A 17,777-nucleotide genomic window follows, 5' to 3' on the forward strand; every position below is an offset into this window, starting at 1 on the left:
AAAGGAGTGAACCGGAGATGTCTTACAGTCAAAAGAGGAAATTAACAAACTCGATCATTTTTATCGTACTCGCGATTGGTGCGATTGCGATGATTGCACCACTGATCTGGATGTTGTCCACGTCATTGAAGGAGAAGCAGGATGTGTTCGCGCTTCCGCCTGTATGGATACCTGAAGTATTCCAATTTGGAAAGTATAAAGAAATCTGGGAAGCAGGCCCGCTGCTCAGCGGGATCAAAAACAGCCTCATCGTTGCGGTGAGTGTAACGGTGGTGGGTACGTTTACGTCCAGTATCGCTGCCTTTGCTTTTGCCAAGTTAAGATTCCCACACAAAAACAAACTGTTTCTCGCATTGCTGGCATCCATGATGATTCCTTATCCGACAGTCATGATCCCACAATTCATCATGTTTGCAAAGCTGGGCTGGGTGGATACGCTGTTACCACTGATTGTTCCTGGCCTGTTCGGTAACGTCATCATGATCTTTTTCCTGCGTCAATATCTGCTTAGTGTGCCTGATGCGATTATTGAAGCAGCCAAAATCGATGGAAGTTCCTACTTCCGGCTGTACTCCAGTATTACGTTTCCACTCATCAAACCGGCGATTGCTGCACAGCTGATTCTCTGGTTCATGGGCATCTGGAATGATTATCTGGCACCAATTATCTATCTGAATTCACCGGAGAAGCAGACGTTACAGCTCGTTATCGCGAACTTCAATGCCACGTATGCGATTCAAACCGATTACCCACTTATTATGGCAGCGTCGATTGTAGCCCTGTTACCGGTATTAATCATCTTCCTGATCTTCCAGAAACAGATTATTGAATCGGTTGCCATTTCGGGAGTCAAGGGATGAACCAGCGGAAGAAATTCCGGCGGTGGTCGAATTCAGGAAAAGGAGTGGTTGCTTCCATGTTGTTATTGATGGTTGTTGGAGCTACGGGTTGTTCAGGAGAAACGGTGTCCCGTCCGGTCTTTCCTGAAGCTCCTCAAGATACTCAGTTGTATGACACCTCCATTTTGGACGATGAATCACGCTGGACGGTGAACAATGCGCATGATCCGGCCATTATCAAAACAGACCAGGGATACTACGTCTATTCCACAGACGTTCGTGTAGCAGGAGAAGCGAAACCCGGCGTCATGGTACGCAAATCAGATGATCTGATCCACTGGAAGTGGGTAGGTCAGGCTCTGCCGGGTATTCCGCAAGAAGCGCTGGACTGGACAGGTGCAGTCAATCTGTGGGCACCCGATGTGATCCAAGTTGGCGATACCTATCGGATGTATTATTCGGCTTCTTCTTTTGGCAGTACCCAGTCGGCCATTGGTCTTCAGACATCCTTATCTCCCGAAGGTCCATGGACAGATGAAGGACTGGTTGTAAAAACTTCTGCGAATGAACAGGACAAATTAAATGCCATTGATGCCAATCCCATCGTAGATGCCGAGGGCAATTCGTGGATGGTATATGGTTCGTTTTTTGATGGAATCTATATTGCCCCACTCGATCCGGATACCGGGAAATTCAAGGACGAGGGTTATGGTACTCGCATTGCTGCTCGGGATCGTGCAACTGAAGAGGGCGCAGTGGAAGGTCCATACATTGTGTATAACCCGGAGTTCAAAAAGTATTATCTGTTCGTCTCCTATGATTCCTTATTCGAGGACTATAACGTGCGGGTTGCGCGTGCCGATTCAATCACAGGACCGTATACGGACATAAACGGCAATAACATGCTGGATACGGAGTATCTGCCGCAATATGAGATCGGCACCAAAATTCTCGGCGGTTATCGCTTCACAGAAGGTGAAGGCTGGGTTGCACCTGGACATAACTCCGTTCTGAAGGACGGAGACGATTATTACATCGTGCATCATGCACGGGGCGAGACGGATAAAAACTGGCCATATCTGCATGTACGCAAAATGTTATGGACGAAGGACGGCTGGCCTGTGGTTTCACCTGAACGATATGCCGGTGAAACAGCACAGGATATTCCGAAATCCATGATTGCCGGGGAGTGGGAAGGAATGGCACTTGATCCGTTCGTGGACGGGCAGATTCAAGCCGTGCCTTATACCCTAACAAGCAACGGAAAAATTAAAAGCGAAAAAGGTTCAGGAACCTGGACCCTTGATGACAAACAAACACTGACGTTGAAGTGGAAAGAAAGCCCATGGGGAGGAGCTTCCACGGACGAGCTGCAACTGCTGCCGTCCTGGGACTGGGAGCGAAGCCAGCCTACGTTGGTGTTAACAGGCCTCGATGACCGCGGTATCGCGGTCTGGGGCAAGCAGATCAGCGCAGCGGAGGAGTAAAGGGACGCCCAGCGAGCGCGGAAAGAGCGAGCTACTGCTCTATGGGTGCACAAGCAGTGAGGGGGAGGAAGGAGCCGCAGGAGCGAGTTTGGCATCCGATTTCAACCGCCAGGAGCGGTGATAAAAAGAAATCGGAGGACAAGAGAGCACCAAGGCCCTGCCACCCCCGAACGTCCGCTGTGCACGACAAAGTTGGCCTATGTCTGAGGCCAATAATGCACTAAATATGGGGAGAGTTGACCCTGCGAAGCGGTCAACCCCATTAGACCGAGCCAATATAAGGCTCGAAGTGAGGTTGTGACCCAGCGAGCGTGGTACGAGCGAGCTTCCGCTCCGAGGGTGCACAAGCAGTGAGGGGGAGGAAGGAGCCGCAGGAGCGAGTTTGGCATCCGATTTCAACCGCCAGGAGCGGTGATAAAAAGAAATCGGAGGACAAGAGAGCGCCAAGGCCCTGCCACCCCCGAACGTCCGCTGTGCACGACAAAGTTGGCCTATGTCTGAGGCCAATAATGCACTAAATATGGGGAGAGTTGACCCTGCGAAGCGATCAACCCCATTAGACCGAGCCAATATAAGGCTCGAAGTGAGGTTGTGACCCAGCGAGCGTGGTACGAGCGAGCTTCCGCTCCGAGGGTGCACAAGCAGTGAGGGGGAGGAAGGAGCCGCAGGAGCGAGTTTGGCATCCGATTTCAACCGCCAGGAGCGGTGATAAAAAGAAATCGGAGGACAAGAGAGCGCCAAGGCCCTGCCACCCCCGAACGTCCGCTGTGCACCACCCAAAAAGGTTTTCGCTTTTTTCGCAATTGGGTTACATTCCCCAACTTCGAGCCAAACAACATTTGAAAGAAAGGGGAGCATTCCCATGACTGATTCTATTACATTTACTAATCCCATCCTGGAGCAGCGCGCTGATCCGTGGGTGTACCGTCATACAGACGGGTACTATTACTTTTCCGCTTCCGTACCAGCCTTTGACCGGATCGAGATCCGGCGAGCAGAGACGTTGGAAGAGTTAAGAGATGCTGAGCCGGTAACGGCCTGGACCAAGCGTGACACGGGGCCGATGAGTGCCAACATCTGGGCACCGGAGATTCATTTTATCGATGGCAAATGGTACATACACTACGCTGCGGCTCACACCAGTGAGACCAACGAAGGACTGTTCGATCACCGGATGTATGTTCTGGAGAACGATTCCGCGAATCCACTCGAAGGAGATTGGGTAGAAAAGGGACAGATTTACACACGGTGGGAATCTTTCGCACTGGATGCAACAACCTTTGAACATAAGGGGATTCGCTATCTGGTCTGGGCGCAGAAAGATCCTGATATTGTGGGCAACTCCAACCTGTACATTGCCGAAATGGAGAACCCATGGACGCTACGCGGCGAACAGGTTATGATCTCTACGCCAGAGTATGATTGGGAGATCATCGGCTTTAAGGTCAATGAAGGAGCAGCCGTGATGCATCGGAATGGGCGTTTGTTCATCGGCTACTCGGCCAGCGCGACCGATTACAATTATTGTATGGGTCTGCTCACCGCAGATGAAAATGCCGACTTGCTTGATCCGGCTAGCTGGGTGAAATCACCCGAGCCTGTATTCCAGACTTGTGAAGCGAACGGCCAATACGGTCCGGGGCATAACAGCTTTACGGTGTCACCGGATGGCAAGACCGATATTCTGATTTATCATGCGCGTAATTACAAAGACATCGAGGGTGATCCCTTGTATGATCCGAACCGTCACGCCCGTGCTCAAGTGATTCATTGGCGTGAAGATGGCACACCTGATTTCGGTGTTCCGGTTCCAGATGGCAGCGCAGTAGCTGAAGCAAAATAAGAGGTAATGAAACCTTGAATACGAGAACCCTTAGTTAGCGAGTGATGCTGATTAAGGGCTCTTTTGTATGTGAACGATAAGATAGAGTGCCTGAACATATGTATCCTGGACACAAAACAAAGCAACCAAAACGATGATTTCTGCGTATGAGAAAGATACAGATTACGATGCAGAACCTATTAGGAGGATCACATATGGATTCACGCGAGACGTTGGACTTGGAGCTTGGACAGATTTTGAAATGGGAGAAACAACAGAAAGACTTGTTTATTTGGGATAAAATCGGGCGTTTGCCCTTTGCGATGTTGGATAAAGTGATGCCTAAAGCGCTGAAACAGAAGATCGGCGATTCCCTGAATGACGTGGGTCAGTATGTGCAGAATGGGGGCAAGTTCCTCGTACAGAAGAAAAAAGTAGCCAAGCTGCTGCAAGAGGAAGCCGAGAAGTCCGGTTATTCCATGATAGATACGTCCTATCGTCTGGAGCAGGAAGCTGAAGCGGAGGAGACAGCGAAGATTCATAGTGTGGAGAATCTGCCACTTAAAGTGCTGGACCAGGTGGCTGATAACATTACCGAGAGCCGAACCAAATTTGCTGCGGCGCAGGGAGCAGCTACAGGGTTTGGTGGCATTGTAACTATTGCAGCAGATATTCCGATGGTGATGGGGCTTTCTCTGAAGGTACTGCAGGAGATGGCTCTATGTTATGGTTATGATCCGGATGAACCGCTGGAGCGTATCTTTATCGTCAAATGTCTGCAATTCTCTTCCGCCGATATTGTAGGCAAGAAAGCGATCATTGAAGAACTGGCCGCCTACGACGATCCGGACAAGCCAATTGAAGTGGTATCGCAGATGCAGGGCTGGCGGGAAGTGTTTAACTCCTACAGTGAATCCTTTGGTTGGAAGAAGCTGTTCCAACTCGTGCCTATTGCCGGCATGGTATTTGGTTCAGTGAGCAACAAAAATACGATCCGTGATGTAGCCGAAGCAGGTAAAATGTTGTACAAAAAACGGCTGATCCTTCAGCGTTTGAAGTAACATTACAGAAGAATATTTATATTGAAAGAGTTGAATTTGATATGTTAAACAAACAGGGTTTCTATAATCTTTTGGATCGCAATAATATCGTTTACGAAAGTATTGAACATCCCGCAGTATACACGATGGAGGAAATATTCTCTTATCAAATTCCACATACAGAACGTATCGTTAAAAATCTGTTTCTGCGTGATGACAAGAAACGCAACTATTATCTGGTGACGATTGCTGGAACGAAGTCCGTTGATTTGAGAAGTTTAAGCGAAAAGATACCTAGCCGCAAATTAAGTTTTGCCAGTGAAAAGGATTTGTTGGAATTCCTCGGATTGGAAAAAGGGCACGTCAACCCTATGGGGGTTTTTAATAATATTCAGAAAAACGTGACCGTAGTTTTTGACAAGGATCTAGTTGGTCAGAAAATCGGAATTCATCCGATGGAAAATACGGCGACGGTATTCCTTGAATTTGAAGATATGAAGGAACTAATTACAGCTCAAGGCAGCAACGTTGTCATGTGTGACGTGGAATAAACGGTTGAACTAAATACGAGAACAACATATATAAAAAAGGGTTCCTGCCAGTCTGTGAATACAGAGTTGGCAAGAACCCTTTTGTTATGGTTCAAGCATTTTATTCATACTGCAAATGTAAATGACTAAAGTGAAACCTAAAGAACTCAGCAGACGTTATTCGGCGATATTTTACTAACTCCAATTGCTAAAGAATCTCAGACACGTTATTTCTGCATTTCACACGCACATTCCAAGGTTTTCGGCCTTTTTCTCTGGAATAGCGTTGCTTAGATTCTTTAGATTGGGAAACCAGCAGTATTCGTTCAAATAAGTGCTGTCAGGTTCGTTAGCGCAAGATAACGTCTAATAAGGGCGATGCTGCCATGTAAGGATTGGATCTAGTATAGAATAAAAAGTGGACACCTGTTGATGTGTTTTTTACTCTTCACTACCGTTTTCTTTCGCCCAGATATTGAGTAATTTATCGGATGGAAGCAAGAACGTGAAGATCCCGAGCAGGGGCAGGAAGCTGCACATCTGCATTACGGGTGATACACCGAAAACGTCAATCCAGTTGCCCAGCACGAGTGCGCCCAGGCCTCCCATACCAAATGCCAGACCTGTGATCAGGCCGGAGACCGTTCCGATTTTGCCCGGAATCAGCATCTGTGCGTACACAACCGTAACCGAGAAGCTGGATAACATGATAAAACCAATAATGGTTAGTAGTACGCCTGTCCAGAACAGATTCGCATAGGGCAGCAACAGAGCCAGCGGAGCAGCTCCAGCCATGGACAGGAAGATCAGGTTACGTTTGCCGAATCGATCTGCCAGTGGGCCTCCGAAGAATGTACCAAGTGCTCCAGCAGCCAGGAACAAGAAGATATAGATCTGCGCGTCCTCTGTGGATAATCCAAAGGTATCTTTCAGATTAAACGCGTAGAAGCTGCCAATGGAAGCGATATACCAGGAACGAACAAAGACGAGCAAAATCAATAGCGTAATGGCGGCAGTAATCTTTTTGCGTAAAGCAGGATTGGGGGCACGACGGGCAGCAGCCTGTCTACGCAGGTATCCTCCCGATTGCAGCATGCGGCCATACCAACGGGCAATGTAGATCTGAACGGCAATCCCCATGGCAGCAATGCCTGTAAATCCAATGGCACCGAACAGTCCAAACGGGATAAAGATCCAGCGTGTAAGCAATGGGGCAAGGGACTGCCCGGCGTTACCACCAACCTGGAAGATGGACTGTGCCAGCCCACGGCGCTGACCAGCAGCCATATGGGATACCCGTGAACCTTCCGGATGGAAAGCAGCAGAGCCTAGACCGACAAAAATAACGGAGATTAGGACAGCCATATAACTGTCAGCAAAGGCCAACAGCAACATGCCGGTAAATGTAAAACCCATACCAATGGGCAGGATAGATGGCGTCGGTTTTTTATCTGCAAACCAGCCTACGACAGGCTGCATAATGGAAGCGGTAAAGTTGATAGCAAATGATATCCATCCGATTTGAGTATACGTGAGATGCATAGAGTCTTTCAAAATCGGAAAAATGGCTGGAATAACCGACTGGATCGAATCATTGAAGAGATGAACCAAACTGATGGCAATGAGTATCCGGTAAACGGTGCTTTGGGCATCCGATCCGGGTGGGGCTTTCGAACGCGCTGTGGCGTCCTTGGTTAAAGTGGATTGAGTAGACATGTACAATTCTCCTTTGGTCGCGGTCACGAGGGATCAGCGCCTGATGTTGTAATATATGCGTGTAAGCATATTGTTACATAATAGGATAGATTGATTGGACCGACAAGGGGAACAAGGGAAAACGTTGATGAATTCAACTCTATTTCCAAGGTGTTTATTAATAGCATTGCATTTACAAAGTAAACGTATTACTTTAGCATCTACTGTAAGAAGACCCATATTTATGTGTAAGAAGGATAGAGGAGGGATGTATATGAAATCCTTATCACCTTATGAATCCGCCAAACGTGAGTTGGTGATGACTATTTTGTATATGGCTGTAATAACGTTTCAGGTTATCTATGTAGCACCGAAATCTCTATCTGCTGCTATTGTCATATTTATCATTTTTCAGTCAATTGGTGTGCTGATGTTGAGACATTACGTCAAAAAAGTCAGAGAACTAAAGGAAGATCAGTCTACTTGAACGCATTGCGATCCCATTGTATTGAGAGACTGAGTTTCTAAAGGTTTATACTAAAAAGCCGAACTCCTTCAGATTTGAAGAGTTCGGCTTTTCTGTGACCAATAATTTATTTTAGTTATAGCAGAGTTGATTTACCCGCCAGTTTAACGATTATCAATCGTCTCCGGATACATGTCATGATTCATCATGCGGTGGTCGGCCATCTGCTCGTACTTCGTTCCCGGCTTACCGTAGTTCGTATAAGGGTCAATGGAAATACCGCCGCGCGGTGTGAATTTGCCCCATACTTCGATGTAACGCGGGTCCATCAGCTTGATCAGGTCATTCATGATGATATTCACACAATCCTCGTGGAAATCACCATGGTTACGGAAGCTGAACAGGTACAGCTTGAGTGATTTACTCTCGACCATTTTCACATCCGGAATGTAGCTGATATAGATCGTTGCAAAGTCTGGCTGACCCGTAATCGGGCACAGGCTGGTGAACTCCGGGCAGTTGAATTTTACAAAATAATCACGGTACGGATGTTTGTTATCAAAGCTCTCCAGAATGCCCTGATCATATTCAAACGTATATTTTACGTTCTGGTTGCCCAGCAACGTCACATCTTGCATCTCATCAGGTTGTCTCATCGGTTCGTAAACGCTCCTTGTTTCCGCCAAAGCCCGAAGCCTCGCGGTATATATGAATAGGCAATTTTGCCTGATTAATTCTCTTTATTATCTGAGTGAATTTCATCCTCATCTGTACATCATGCCGCCCATTTCACCCATACTGCCCATTAAACGCCGCGTTTGTTGCCCCATACCAACGTATGTAGCTGCGGAAGAACACGAACATCATTCAGGTCATCGGAGGCACTAACTTGGTCGATCAGCCACTCATAACGAGCAAGCAGTGAGGACGCCAGATCTGGTGTATCGGCGGAAGTTACATCCGGGTTCCCGGTTTGTAAAAATAAATCCGTGCCCGGATACCGCGCATGCACACTGCGGGCATAGTCCAGGTCTGTCTCATCGAAGATCACGATCTTCAGACTGTGACTTCGTTCTACCGGGCCAGCGGCCAGCCTTCCGATCAGATCATCCAGCAAGGCCCAATCGGTGTCCATGCCAGAGCTGGGTGGCTTAGGCGAGACGGTGACTTCGTCAATGTCCGCCAGCCAAGGCTGCCAGCGAGAGCCCTGCGTCTCCACCGCGGTGCGGATACCGTTCTCCCGCAGCAGGGCAACCAATCCGCCCAGCGAAGCAAGCAGGGCGGGATTACCGCCAGAGATGGTGACATGGGAGAAGCGGGTGCCGCCAACGCGGCGCAATTCTTCCCATACGTCCTCTGGCGTAATCATTCGAATCTGGTCCTTGCCACTGCCGTCCCAGGTAAAGGCCGAGTCGCACCAGGAGCAGCGATAATCGCAGCCCGCGGTGCGAACAAACATCGTTTTTTGCCCGATGACCATGCCTTCGCCTTGAACCGTCGGACCAAAAATCTCCATCACGGGAATACGAGCCTCTTTGCGAGATCCAGTCTCATTCACCTGGTGTGTCACACTACTCATGGATCATCCACTCCCGTCTCACTTCCGCGTAACTGGTTGGTGTCTCGAAGAGCCTTACAAACTCCGTCCGCCCACCATCGGTCAGCCCGGCATAGGGTTCCGTTTGCAACGCATGTTCCATCTGTTCGAACAGCCAAACGACCATATTTTCAGCCGTTGTATTCATTAAAGGAAGTGTCTCGTTAAGGTACTGATGATCCAGATATCCCTCAATTTGAGTTTTCCATATATCTTTGATATGTCCAAAATCAACCGTCAGCCCGGTTTCACCCGGATAACCGCTGATACCAAAAATCACTTTATACGTATGACCGTGCAGATTCTTGCACTTGCCTTCATAACAATGCAGATGATGTGCCGCGTCAAATGTAAACTCTTTGCTGACGAGCACACGTTTGCGGTGATAGCGCAGCTGGGTGGGTAGAATATCTTCTCCGATGCGTTGCAGATGCTCTACAATACGGAATGTTCCCGGCTCTCTCATCGTACATCCACTCCCGTAGATCCGGTAGCACGTTGCTGTACATAACGATCCAGTCCGGCTTTGCGCAGTTTGCAAGCAGGGCACTCTCCGCATCCATCGCCGATCACGCCGTTATAACAGGTCAGGGTACGCTCGCGTACATAATCAAAAGCACCGAGATCATCGGCCATCTTCCACGTTTGGGCTTTGTCCAGCCACATGAGCGGGGTGTGAATGACAAATGGATAGTCCATGGACAGGTTAAGCGTCACATTCATTGATTTCACAAATGAATCCCGGCAATCTGGGTATCCGCTGAAATCCGTCTCGCATACACCTGTAACTAGGTGACGTGCTCCTTTTTGCTTTGCCATAATGGCTGCAAAACTGAGGAACAGCAGATTTCGTCCATCTACAAATGTACTCGGCAGTTCGCCTTCTTCATGCGTAATCTCCACATCTGTGCGAGTGAGCGCATTGGGGGCAAGCTGATTTAACAGACTCATATCGAGTACCGTTTGCTGTACGCCCAGATCACGAGCGATCTCGGCTGCACATTCAATCTCCAGTTTGTGGCGCTGACCGTAATCAAACGTAACAACCTCGACTTCGGCAAACTGTTGTTTGGCCCAGAACAGACACGTGGTACTATCCTGTCCGCCGCTGAATACAACGACTGCTTTTTCTTCGTTCAACATAAAAAAACCTCTCTATCTTCTTGAGATCAAACCATGCACATAGGCATAGAGTGTCGGAAGAACAGAGAAGTTCATGAACTGGCATCCATCAAAAAACACACCTTCTCGATAACCGCTTCAAAAAAGCAGGCAAGAGTAAGTGTCCTTAGTTTTTTACGTACATGATTGCATGGTGACCGCAACGTGTACGCAAGACGTATACTGACCATCACATGGTCAAGTCTAGTCTTATAGAGGGAGTTCGCGAACCTCTCCCATGCCACAGGCATGGATTTTCTTCTTCAATTGTCTGAACTATTATAACATGAAACCGCGCGGTGACCACCCCACTGGAGCATAGTGGCAGCTAATCGGTCGGCTCCATCAACTAACAGCTTATTTGATCAATACATTGCCGAAAGGGATAACTTCTTTCAGAATTCGTTTGAACAGTCCCTCATCGTTAAGATCCTGTTCCAAGCGGCGATTCTCACGTCCAGCCTGAAAGAGTACAGATCCATGTCCTGTCATCTTCCAATGATAATTCATATGCTGACTGGCAAGGTTGTTACCATATACGGTGAGTTCAAGATGTGCATTTTCGGGATAGGCAATAATGCTGCCAGCATCCACATAGAGCGGCGCTGTTGGATGAAGTTCCTGTTGGCAGACTTGGCCTTGGGTGAGCAATCCGATTTTGCCTTTGCCGGAAAATTTCATTTTCACTGCATCACGGGTGATCAGCATGTTTTTGATTTTCTGGATTTTGGTATGCATGGTTACACCATCCGAGTAGAAGAACAGGTGGCGGAAGTCGTAGAGCAGATCACTGTCCTCCGTGAGCTCCACTTCCTTCATCGTGAATCCGGGAGGCAGGGCAGCCACAAATTGGCAGGGTCCGGTGATTTCGGATTTAATCAGCTTTTTTTTGCGATATATGCCCGTGATATTCATGAATTTGTCATTGCGACTCCCACTTGGACCGCGGAAGGCCACAATTTGCTGCGGATGCAAAATATGAAGGCGGTCATCTTTAATCAGTGAAAATGTGACGACTTGTCCTGCTCCGCTTGCTTCAGCATTGTTCAGGTGTATGTTCATGCAGTTGCTCCTGTTCTTTTATACTCGGCCGGAACGGCGACGCATTCCCCAGCGCATCACACGAATCAGAACAAAGTAACCCAATATGAGCGAAACGACAGTGATGATCGTCGTCTGAATTCGTTTGGTGGTAGCTGCTTTGGCATTCTGGTCGTCCTGTAATTTACTTACCATTTCAGTGAGTTTCTGGTTCTGAGCCAGCAGTTGTTCGTTCTGGGTCTTAAATGCTTCGACATTGGCCTGGGCTTGTCCCAACTGAGCAGACGTTTGATTTAATTGCTCCATCGTTTGCTTATAACTTTCCTGCAGAGCGTTCACTTCTCCGGGCAATTCGGAGACTCGCTCCCATCCACTGTATATATCCGTAAAAATATTGGCACTGGCAGCACTTACTGTCGAAGCGATCGAAACGGTAAATAGAATGCATGTGGTGAATAACACCCGAATGAAATAACCCTGAATGGATTTTGGCATCGTTAACACCTCTTTCTTCGGTTAGATAGATCAAGCGCCGAATTCGTCGTCTATTGTTGAAATACGGCTCTTACATTATACGTCAAAACCGGGACGATGGGTTCAAGATGATATCGTGTTATTACCCGAAATATTTAAAATGATTTAGGAACAAGGCTGTTTAACTTACAAATCTGCCGGGTAATAGAACGATAGGCAAGCACACCGGACCGTTTAACAGATCTTTTACTTCAGTTCCGGGTGCATGCTATTCACAAATGCGCAATTTAATGAACGATACCAATATATCCGATTGAATATAAGATCGTGAACATGAAGGAGTAGAAACATATGTATACAGCAGATCAGAACACATCAACCAAAACAATCATGATCACTGTTAATGGAGAGCCAGTAGGGCGTAAGCTGGTCATTGACAGTGTCACCTATGCACCGGTAAACGAAGTAGATGGTGTACAATATTTACACAAAATGGGAAACGATCATCCTACTGTTTAATTTGGGACTTGTCATAGATAAGTGATTGATAAGCTTGGCCTAGTGCCAGGTTTTTTCGTCGTTTATTGTCGTATTGAGACGGATTTAGGGATATAAAACTAATATATTGGAAAAATTTAATGAGAACATGTGTTCCGTGACAATATAGTGTCCATTCACCCTGATAACTTAGAAGATAATACATATAAATCGGGGGAGAGACTACCAGTGAACTCAGTCTTTGAAGTATCTTATTCGTGGAATAAAGAGGCCATACCGACAGGGGGAGCCGACCCCGTATATATGATGGTAGAGTGGCGTAACGGTGCCCCTGCCAAAAGACTTAGGAAAATAGTACCCAAAATTGTATCAAGAGATTTGGAACTTTTGCTCAAACCGGAATATGGAGTACAGCTAAAAGGCATCTATGGATGTCGTTCCAAGGAAACGGATATTGGCTGGTTATTGAGGCTTGGGGATATGTACAAGGGAGAAAGTAAACAAATTTTGCTCGAATTCGTCATGGGACCCCGTGTATCAGGAAAAGCTGCCGTATGTTCAGCCTACTGGAGCACAAGGAAGTTGAAGCAAAGTCAACGTGTGTTGTTACGAAGAGAACAGTTGTATATTCAGTACACCAGTCATCTGGGCATGTTGCGACAGCCGGAAGATCCCAAGGTGGAGAAGACGATCAAATTAAGTGAAACCGTGCCCCTGATCAAACAAGCCCTGCGCGCCTACGAAAGAGGCCGGGTTCAGGAGGGAAGTAATATGTTGCGTCGCCATGCTGATGCGTTGTTAATTGAAGCTGCGCGGAAGCAAGATTTGGACTATTACGCGGAAGCCGAGATCGTTGAAAAACTACGTTATCACTATGAGATAACGTTTACAACGGGATATCATGATCGTGAAAAAAAGATATTAGGAGAATAGGGTTGATTTCAGATGGTGACGGGATAGAGAGAGTCTACATATTTGAAGGTGAAGTTTAGGAGAAGGTCGAATGTATGTATCAATATCATATTAAACAATGGATGGAGTTGTATCAAATTTATTGAAACAACATCGTGGAGGGTCCGGCAAAATGACAGACCGACTAATCCGATTAATGCGCATTATCACACTGGTGCAGGCCAAGCCGGGTATACTGGCACGTGAGCTCGCCCAGCGATGCGAGACGACGGAAAGGACGATATACCGCGACATGGAGGCCCTCAGTGCAATGCATATCCCGATCGCCAATATGGGACACGGACAAGGGTACATGTTTATCAGCCAATTTGCCATGTATCCGCTAAATTGGTCTGATGAAGAAGCCCAAGCTTTCATGCATCTTGCTGAAGTTATGGAGAATATTCGTCCTTTGCTAAAACCTGCTTTTGAGAGCGCTTATGAGAAAGTGGTTGCTGCGAGTCAGAAAAACAAAACAGAACGAGTGGAATGGTCGGAGCAAATTAGTGGATTGTTCAAAGCGGGATTACCAGCATGGCAAAATGAAAACAACGATTCGCAGAATCAATCCCTGATTACCCTGCTTCAGTCTGGCATTTCACAGAACACCATTGAAGGGGAGTATCTGTCTCAAGGTAAAAAAGGGATCGTACGCATAGATCCTTACTGTCTTATCCCTCGTGAATACAGATTTGAGCTGTTAGGGTATTGTCACCTGTCGGAGAAACTTCGAATATTTCAGGTGAGCCGGCTGCAAAGGATACGGATATTGCCACGCACGTTTCGCAAAGAGGATTATCTGATGCAATCGCACTTCCGCATTCCTTGGGCATACGAGGGAAGTGCGGAGTGGACTGCGTTCAAAATTCGATTTGCACCCCATGCTGTGGAGCGTGTGATGCAGGAGCAATTTTTTATGCGACCCATCCTAACCATTGAACCGGAAGGTAGCCTGTTATTTGAAGCCATATTAAGTGATGTTGACGAATTTCTTGTATGGATATCTAAATATGGACCTGATGCGGAAATTCTCGAACCTGAGATTTGCCGCATCAAGATGAAAGAACGCCTAAACTATTGGCAACAAATGTACAATAAAAGTTGAGATTAGAATGCCACCTATCCTAAGGCAAAACACGATTAAGTACTGTGCTGTGGACGGTTACTCTTTGGTTTTGAAAAGGCTTGCCAGATTGCCAAAAGGGGATTCTTTCTCTTCATCTTCTGTGGAGCTGGAATAGACAACCTTGGATGTAATGCCCTCATCATCGGCTGCACAGTTGTTTTCGAGAGTGAATCGGTCAAATTGATGCATAAACACCTTGGCTGTATTAATGGCATCATCCAAAGCACGGTGCTGGGTACCATCAAATTCAATTCCGCAGATTTCAAGAGCCTGAGCGAGACCGAGTTGACGGAATTTGCCTTCTTTGCGAACGGTACGTGACCATTGCTGCTGAAGATCGTTATGATTGGTGATCCAGGCCACATCAAGTTGATGGGTGCGACAATGAGAGATCAGTTTGCTGCGGTCATCGGGTCCCCAGGAACACATGTAATAGGGGGCACTTCCCATCCAGGCGATGAATTGATTCAGTGCTGCCGGAAAAAGGGGGGCTGCATCAATATCTTTCTGTGTGATACCTGTAAATTGAATTGTGTCAGTGGACAGAACAGACTTATTGGAAGGACGAACATACGTATGGAACGTATCCGTTACAACCAATCCATCCGCATTTTCCGTAACTTTGACGGCACCGATATCAATAATTTCAGAAGAATAGCGAGTATTGCGGCTTACCGTGAATTCAAGATCATATATGATATATGGCATAGGACAAGCTCCTTTATCGATTAATACCTGTGATAGATTTCTATTTCTCTATATTACAGGGAACGTGCTGCCATGTCAGCCATCGCCAGAGAATTCATTGTAGTCAGGATGAAGGAACAGTCTGAGTGTTTAATGATCTTTCTGATGCATTTCCGTCTTATTATCAAAACTTCCTAACACCGTTTGAAGTGTTGGGGAGTTTTTTATTGTTTATAGCATACTCATGTAGAAAAGGAGAAAAAGTTAGTCGGTTGTTGCTATAACATAGGAAAACTACTCACGAGTTAGTATTATTGAATTTAAAGTACATATGGAGGTTTGTGTCTTTGATTAGTAGAAAATTGAAAATAACAGCAATTACAGCTAGTGTGTTTATTGTTTTAATGAGCGCTGCATATGGTGCATTTTATATTTGGAACAAGAATTATAAATTTAATAATAATTATGTATGGCAGCCTTTGGAGGAAGTGCAATCTACACTAAACCTGAAAGATTCCTATAACGTTATTGTAGCTGGAACGGATCCGGAAGGTATTACTGCAGCCTTATCAGCTGCTCGTAATGGGATGCGTGTATTGCTGGTGGAAGCAAGAGATCGCAACATGTTGGGAGGATTGTTGACCGAGGGAGGCCTTAATACGCTGGATCTAAATTATTCCCCTGAACAACCGCAGTTATTGAGTAGTTTGCGGCAGCCTGACTTTTTGAATAAAGGCATTTTCCAGGAATGGTTTGACCAGATAGAGGGAAGTTCATTTGATACCCATACAGCGGCTAACATATTCTATCGGATGGTTCGTTCTGAACCTAATATTGACCTGTTGATGAATGCGAAGGAATTAATTCCCCTTACTGAACAATCTACAGGAGATCACACGACAATAACGGGTATGAGCATAACTAAAGAAGATGGAACAACTGTTCAGATCTCAACCCGCTCCATCATTGATACAACACAAGATGCGGATATTGCAGCCGCTGCAGGAGTTCCATATTCCATAGGTAGACAAGATATTGGAGACGGTAAATCCAAAATGGTCTCTACGCTTGTATTCAAGCTAAGCGGTGTTACTGATGAGGTATAGCAAAAGTTTAGGGAAAGAGAGGGAACCGGGGTTGATAAGATGAGTGCTTGGGGGTACGGTGATGCTAGAAAATATGAATCCTCCAATCCACAACATATTAAGATTCGAAGTCTGAATATCGGAAGACAAAATGATGATACAATCTTGATTAATACGATGCAGATCTTTGGGGTAGATCCGTTAGATCCGATATCTGTGAAAAAAGGTCTGGAAATCGGGCGTAAAGAAGCCCCACTAATTGTTGATTTTCTGAAGAAAAATTATGATGAATTTGCAGGGCTACAGTATGCTGGAACAGCAGACGAGCTTTACGTGAGGGAGTCACGTCATATCTATGGTGAGTACCGATTAACATTAGCTGATGTCATGGAAAATCGTGATCATTGGGATGCCATTGGATACGGCTCATACGATATTGATATTCAGAGCACGAGTGTTGGAAATCCCGGCACGATTATGTTGAGTCCGATTCAATATGGTGTACCCTTTCGCCCGCTTGTACCGCTAAAGGTTGATGGTTTACTCGTCGTTGGACGTGCAGCAAGTTTTGATACAATCCCACACGGTAGTGCAAGAGTTGTCCCACTGGGAATGGCAGAAGGAGAAGCAGCAGGAGCGGCGGTCAAGCTGGCATATATCCATAAGGAGTCCTTCCGCGAACTCTCAGCTTCTGAAGAGCGAGCATCTGAACTACGTAAGATGCTGGAGAATCAGGGTATGGATCTGAAAGTTCATCGTTTCGAGCAGCCTGATTATATGGAACATAAGGATTACAAGGGATTGCTGGCTGCAGCGAGTATGTACATGACTTCAGGCAATTATAATAACGATGGTTGGGAACTGGATAAAGGAATGAATCCAGAACGATTTTTAAGTAAATTGAAGAGAATGCAAGCGATGTTTCCAGAAGCCTACACAGGCAGTGCCGACCAAGCTCTAGCAAATATGGAGAATGCCGTAACCCTACCTTTAACGTTGGATCAGGCTGCGTATATGTTATGTCTGGCAATGGGATCTTCAGAAACGGAAACTTCACTTGAACAGGCACTTGCTCAATTACAAACGCAAAACTTTATAAGTGCCGACACGCTTGCTGGCATTGCTGACAAGAACAATCTTACAAATGGGGATGCGTTTATGCTCATTCGTGATGTAGTGGAGTATTATTCTGGAGTTGTATTCGACTAATTGGTTGACAATTACTTGTAAATGAACTAATGTGGTCAAAAATGATAACAGCGTTATAACGAGGACATG

17 protein-coding genes and 1 pseudogene are annotated in these 17,777 nt (G+C 46.4%); 10 read left to right on the forward strand and 8 right to left on the reverse strand.

Annotated features, from left to right (window positions below; translation table 11 throughout):
• The first annotated feature begins 17 nt into the window (after nucleotides 1–17).
• From ACETMN_RS06295 to ACETMN_RS06315, 5 genes are all read left to right on the forward strand, one after another.
• Nucleotides 18–860 carry a carbohydrate ABC transporter permease gene (locus ACETMN_RS06295; RefSeq protein WP_036611483.1) on the forward strand — a complete coding sequence of 281 codons (843 nt, stop codon included), beginning with the start codon at nucleotides 18–20 and terminating at the stop codon, nucleotides 858–860.
• A gap of 56 nt (nucleotides 861–916) precedes the next feature.
• Complete coding sequence (locus tag ACETMN_RS06300; protein ID WP_091016198.1) at nucleotides 917–2,326, forward strand: arabinan endo-1,5-alpha-L-arabinosidase; 1,410 nt, start codon at nucleotides 917–919, stop codon at nucleotides 2,324–2,326.
• 862 nt (nucleotides 2,327–3,188) lie between these two features.
• A complete protein-coding gene (locus tag ACETMN_RS06305) occupies nucleotides 3,189–4,169 on the forward strand; it encodes a family 43 glycosylhydrolase (protein ID WP_091015540.1) in 981 nt (326 codons plus the stop codon).
• A gap of 194 nt (nucleotides 4,170–4,363) precedes the next feature.
• Complete coding sequence (locus tag ACETMN_RS06310) at nucleotides 4,364–5,209, forward strand: EcsC family protein (RefSeq protein ID WP_091015538.1); 846 nt, start codon at nucleotides 4,364–4,366, stop codon at nucleotides 5,207–5,209.
• Between the two features lie 41 nt (nucleotides 5,210–5,250).
• Nucleotides 5,251–5,739 (forward strand): prolyl-tRNA synthetase associated domain-containing protein, encoded by a 489-nt coding sequence (locus tag ACETMN_RS06315; protein WP_411735902.1) that lies wholly within the window; start codon nucleotides 5,251–5,253, stop codon nucleotides 5,737–5,739.
• A gap of 420 nt (nucleotides 5,740–6,159) precedes the next feature.
• On the opposite strand, the gene ACETMN_RS06320 is transcribed toward ACETMN_RS06315, so the two are convergent.
• Nucleotides 6,160–7,434 (reverse strand): MFS transporter, encoded by a 1,275-nt coding sequence (locus ACETMN_RS06320; protein WP_036668794.1) that lies wholly within the window; start codon nucleotides 7,432–7,434, stop codon nucleotides 6,160–6,162.
• A gap of 253 nt (nucleotides 7,435–7,687) precedes the next feature.
• On the opposite strand from ACETMN_RS06320, the gene ACETMN_RS06325 reads away from it, so the two are divergent.
• The gene (locus ACETMN_RS06325; RefSeq protein ID WP_411735903.1) at nucleotides 7,688–7,900 is read left to right on the forward strand and encodes a hypothetical protein; all 213 of its coding nucleotides are present in this window, start codon (nucleotides 7,688–7,690) and stop codon (nucleotides 7,898–7,900) included.
• A gap of 143 nt (nucleotides 7,901–8,043) precedes the next feature.
• Here the strand turns inward: ACETMN_RS06325 and queF are convergent, their stop codons facing one another.
• The 6 genes from queF to ACETMN_RS06355 form a co-directional block, all read right to left on the reverse strand.
• Entirely contained in the window at nucleotides 8,044–8,535 is a 492-nt protein-coding gene (queF, locus tag ACETMN_RS06330) for a preQ(1) synthase (RefSeq protein WP_411735904.1), read from the reverse strand.
• Nucleotides 8,536–8,684: 149 nt separating this feature from the next.
• The gene (gene queE, locus ACETMN_RS06335; RefSeq protein WP_411735905.1) at nucleotides 8,685–9,458 is read right to left on the reverse strand and encodes a 7-carboxy-7-deazaguanine synthase QueE; all 774 of its coding nucleotides are present in this window, start codon (nucleotides 9,456–9,458) and stop codon (nucleotides 8,685–8,687) included.
• Nucleotides 9,451–9,942 carry a 6-carboxytetrahydropterin synthase QueD gene (queD, locus tag ACETMN_RS06340; RefSeq protein ID WP_411735906.1) on the reverse strand — a complete coding sequence of 164 codons (492 nt, stop codon included), beginning with the start codon at nucleotides 9,940–9,942 and terminating at the stop codon, nucleotides 9,451–9,453. The genes queE and queD overlap by 8 nt, the downstream gene beginning before the upstream one ends.
• Nucleotides 9,939–10,616: a 7-cyano-7-deazaguanine synthase QueC gene (queC, locus tag ACETMN_RS06345; protein WP_411736404.1), complete on the reverse strand. Its 678-nt coding sequence runs from the start codon at nucleotides 10,614–10,616 to the stop codon at nucleotides 9,939–9,941. Before queC ends, queD begins: the two co-directional genes overlap by 4 nt.
• Nucleotides 10,617–10,994: 378 nt before the next feature.
• On the reverse strand, nucleotides 10,995–11,699 hold the full coding sequence (locus tag ACETMN_RS06350) for an AIM24 family protein (RefSeq protein ID WP_105600752.1): 705 nt from the start codon (nucleotides 11,697–11,699) through the stop codon (nucleotides 10,995–10,997).
• 18 nt (nucleotides 11,700–11,717) lie between these two features.
• Entirely contained in the window at nucleotides 11,718–12,173 is a 456-nt protein-coding gene (locus tag ACETMN_RS06355; protein ID WP_036611459.1) for a hypothetical protein, read from the reverse strand.
• 330 nt (nucleotides 12,174–12,503) lie between these two features.
• Between ACETMN_RS06355 and ACETMN_RS06360 the strand changes: the two genes are divergently transcribed.
• The 3 genes from ACETMN_RS06360 to ACETMN_RS06370 all read left to right on the forward strand — a co-directional run bounded on the left by ACETMN_RS06360 (nucleotide 12,504) and on the right by ACETMN_RS06370 (nucleotide 14,706).
• Complete coding sequence (locus ACETMN_RS06360; RefSeq protein WP_165790126.1) at nucleotides 12,504–12,671, forward strand: hypothetical protein; 168 nt, start codon at nucleotides 12,504–12,506, stop codon at nucleotides 12,669–12,671.
• A gap of 207 nt (nucleotides 12,672–12,878) precedes the next feature.
• Nucleotides 12,879–13,583: a hypothetical protein gene (locus ACETMN_RS06365; RefSeq protein ID WP_411735907.1), complete on the forward strand. Its 705-nt coding sequence runs from the start codon at nucleotides 12,879–12,881 to the stop codon at nucleotides 13,581–13,583.
• 151 nt (nucleotides 13,584–13,734) lie between these two features.
• Nucleotides 13,735–14,706, forward strand: coding sequence for a helix-turn-helix transcriptional regulator (locus ACETMN_RS06370; RefSeq protein ID WP_181155531.1), 972 nt, complete (start codon nucleotides 13,735–13,737; stop codon nucleotides 14,704–14,706).
• Between the two features lie 57 nt (nucleotides 14,707–14,763).
• On the opposite strand, the gene ACETMN_RS06375 is transcribed toward ACETMN_RS06370, so the two are convergent.
• A complete protein-coding gene (locus ACETMN_RS06375; protein ID WP_338707962.1) occupies nucleotides 14,764–15,435 on the reverse strand; it encodes a 3'-5' exonuclease in 672 nt (223 codons plus the stop codon).
• Nucleotides 15,436–15,818: 383 nt separating this feature from the next.
• Between ACETMN_RS06375 and ACETMN_RS06380 the strand changes: the two are divergent.
• Nucleotides 15,819–17,708 (forward strand): annotated as a pseudogene (locus ACETMN_RS06380) (FAD-dependent oxidoreductase).
• The last annotated feature ends 69 nt before the right edge of the window (nucleotides 17,709–17,777 follow it).

The sequence above is a fragment of the Paenibacillus sp. M2 genome, assembly GCF_046713495.1.
GTDB lineage: Bacteria > Bacillota > Bacilli > Paenibacillales > Paenibacillaceae > Paenibacillus > Paenibacillus amylolyticus_B.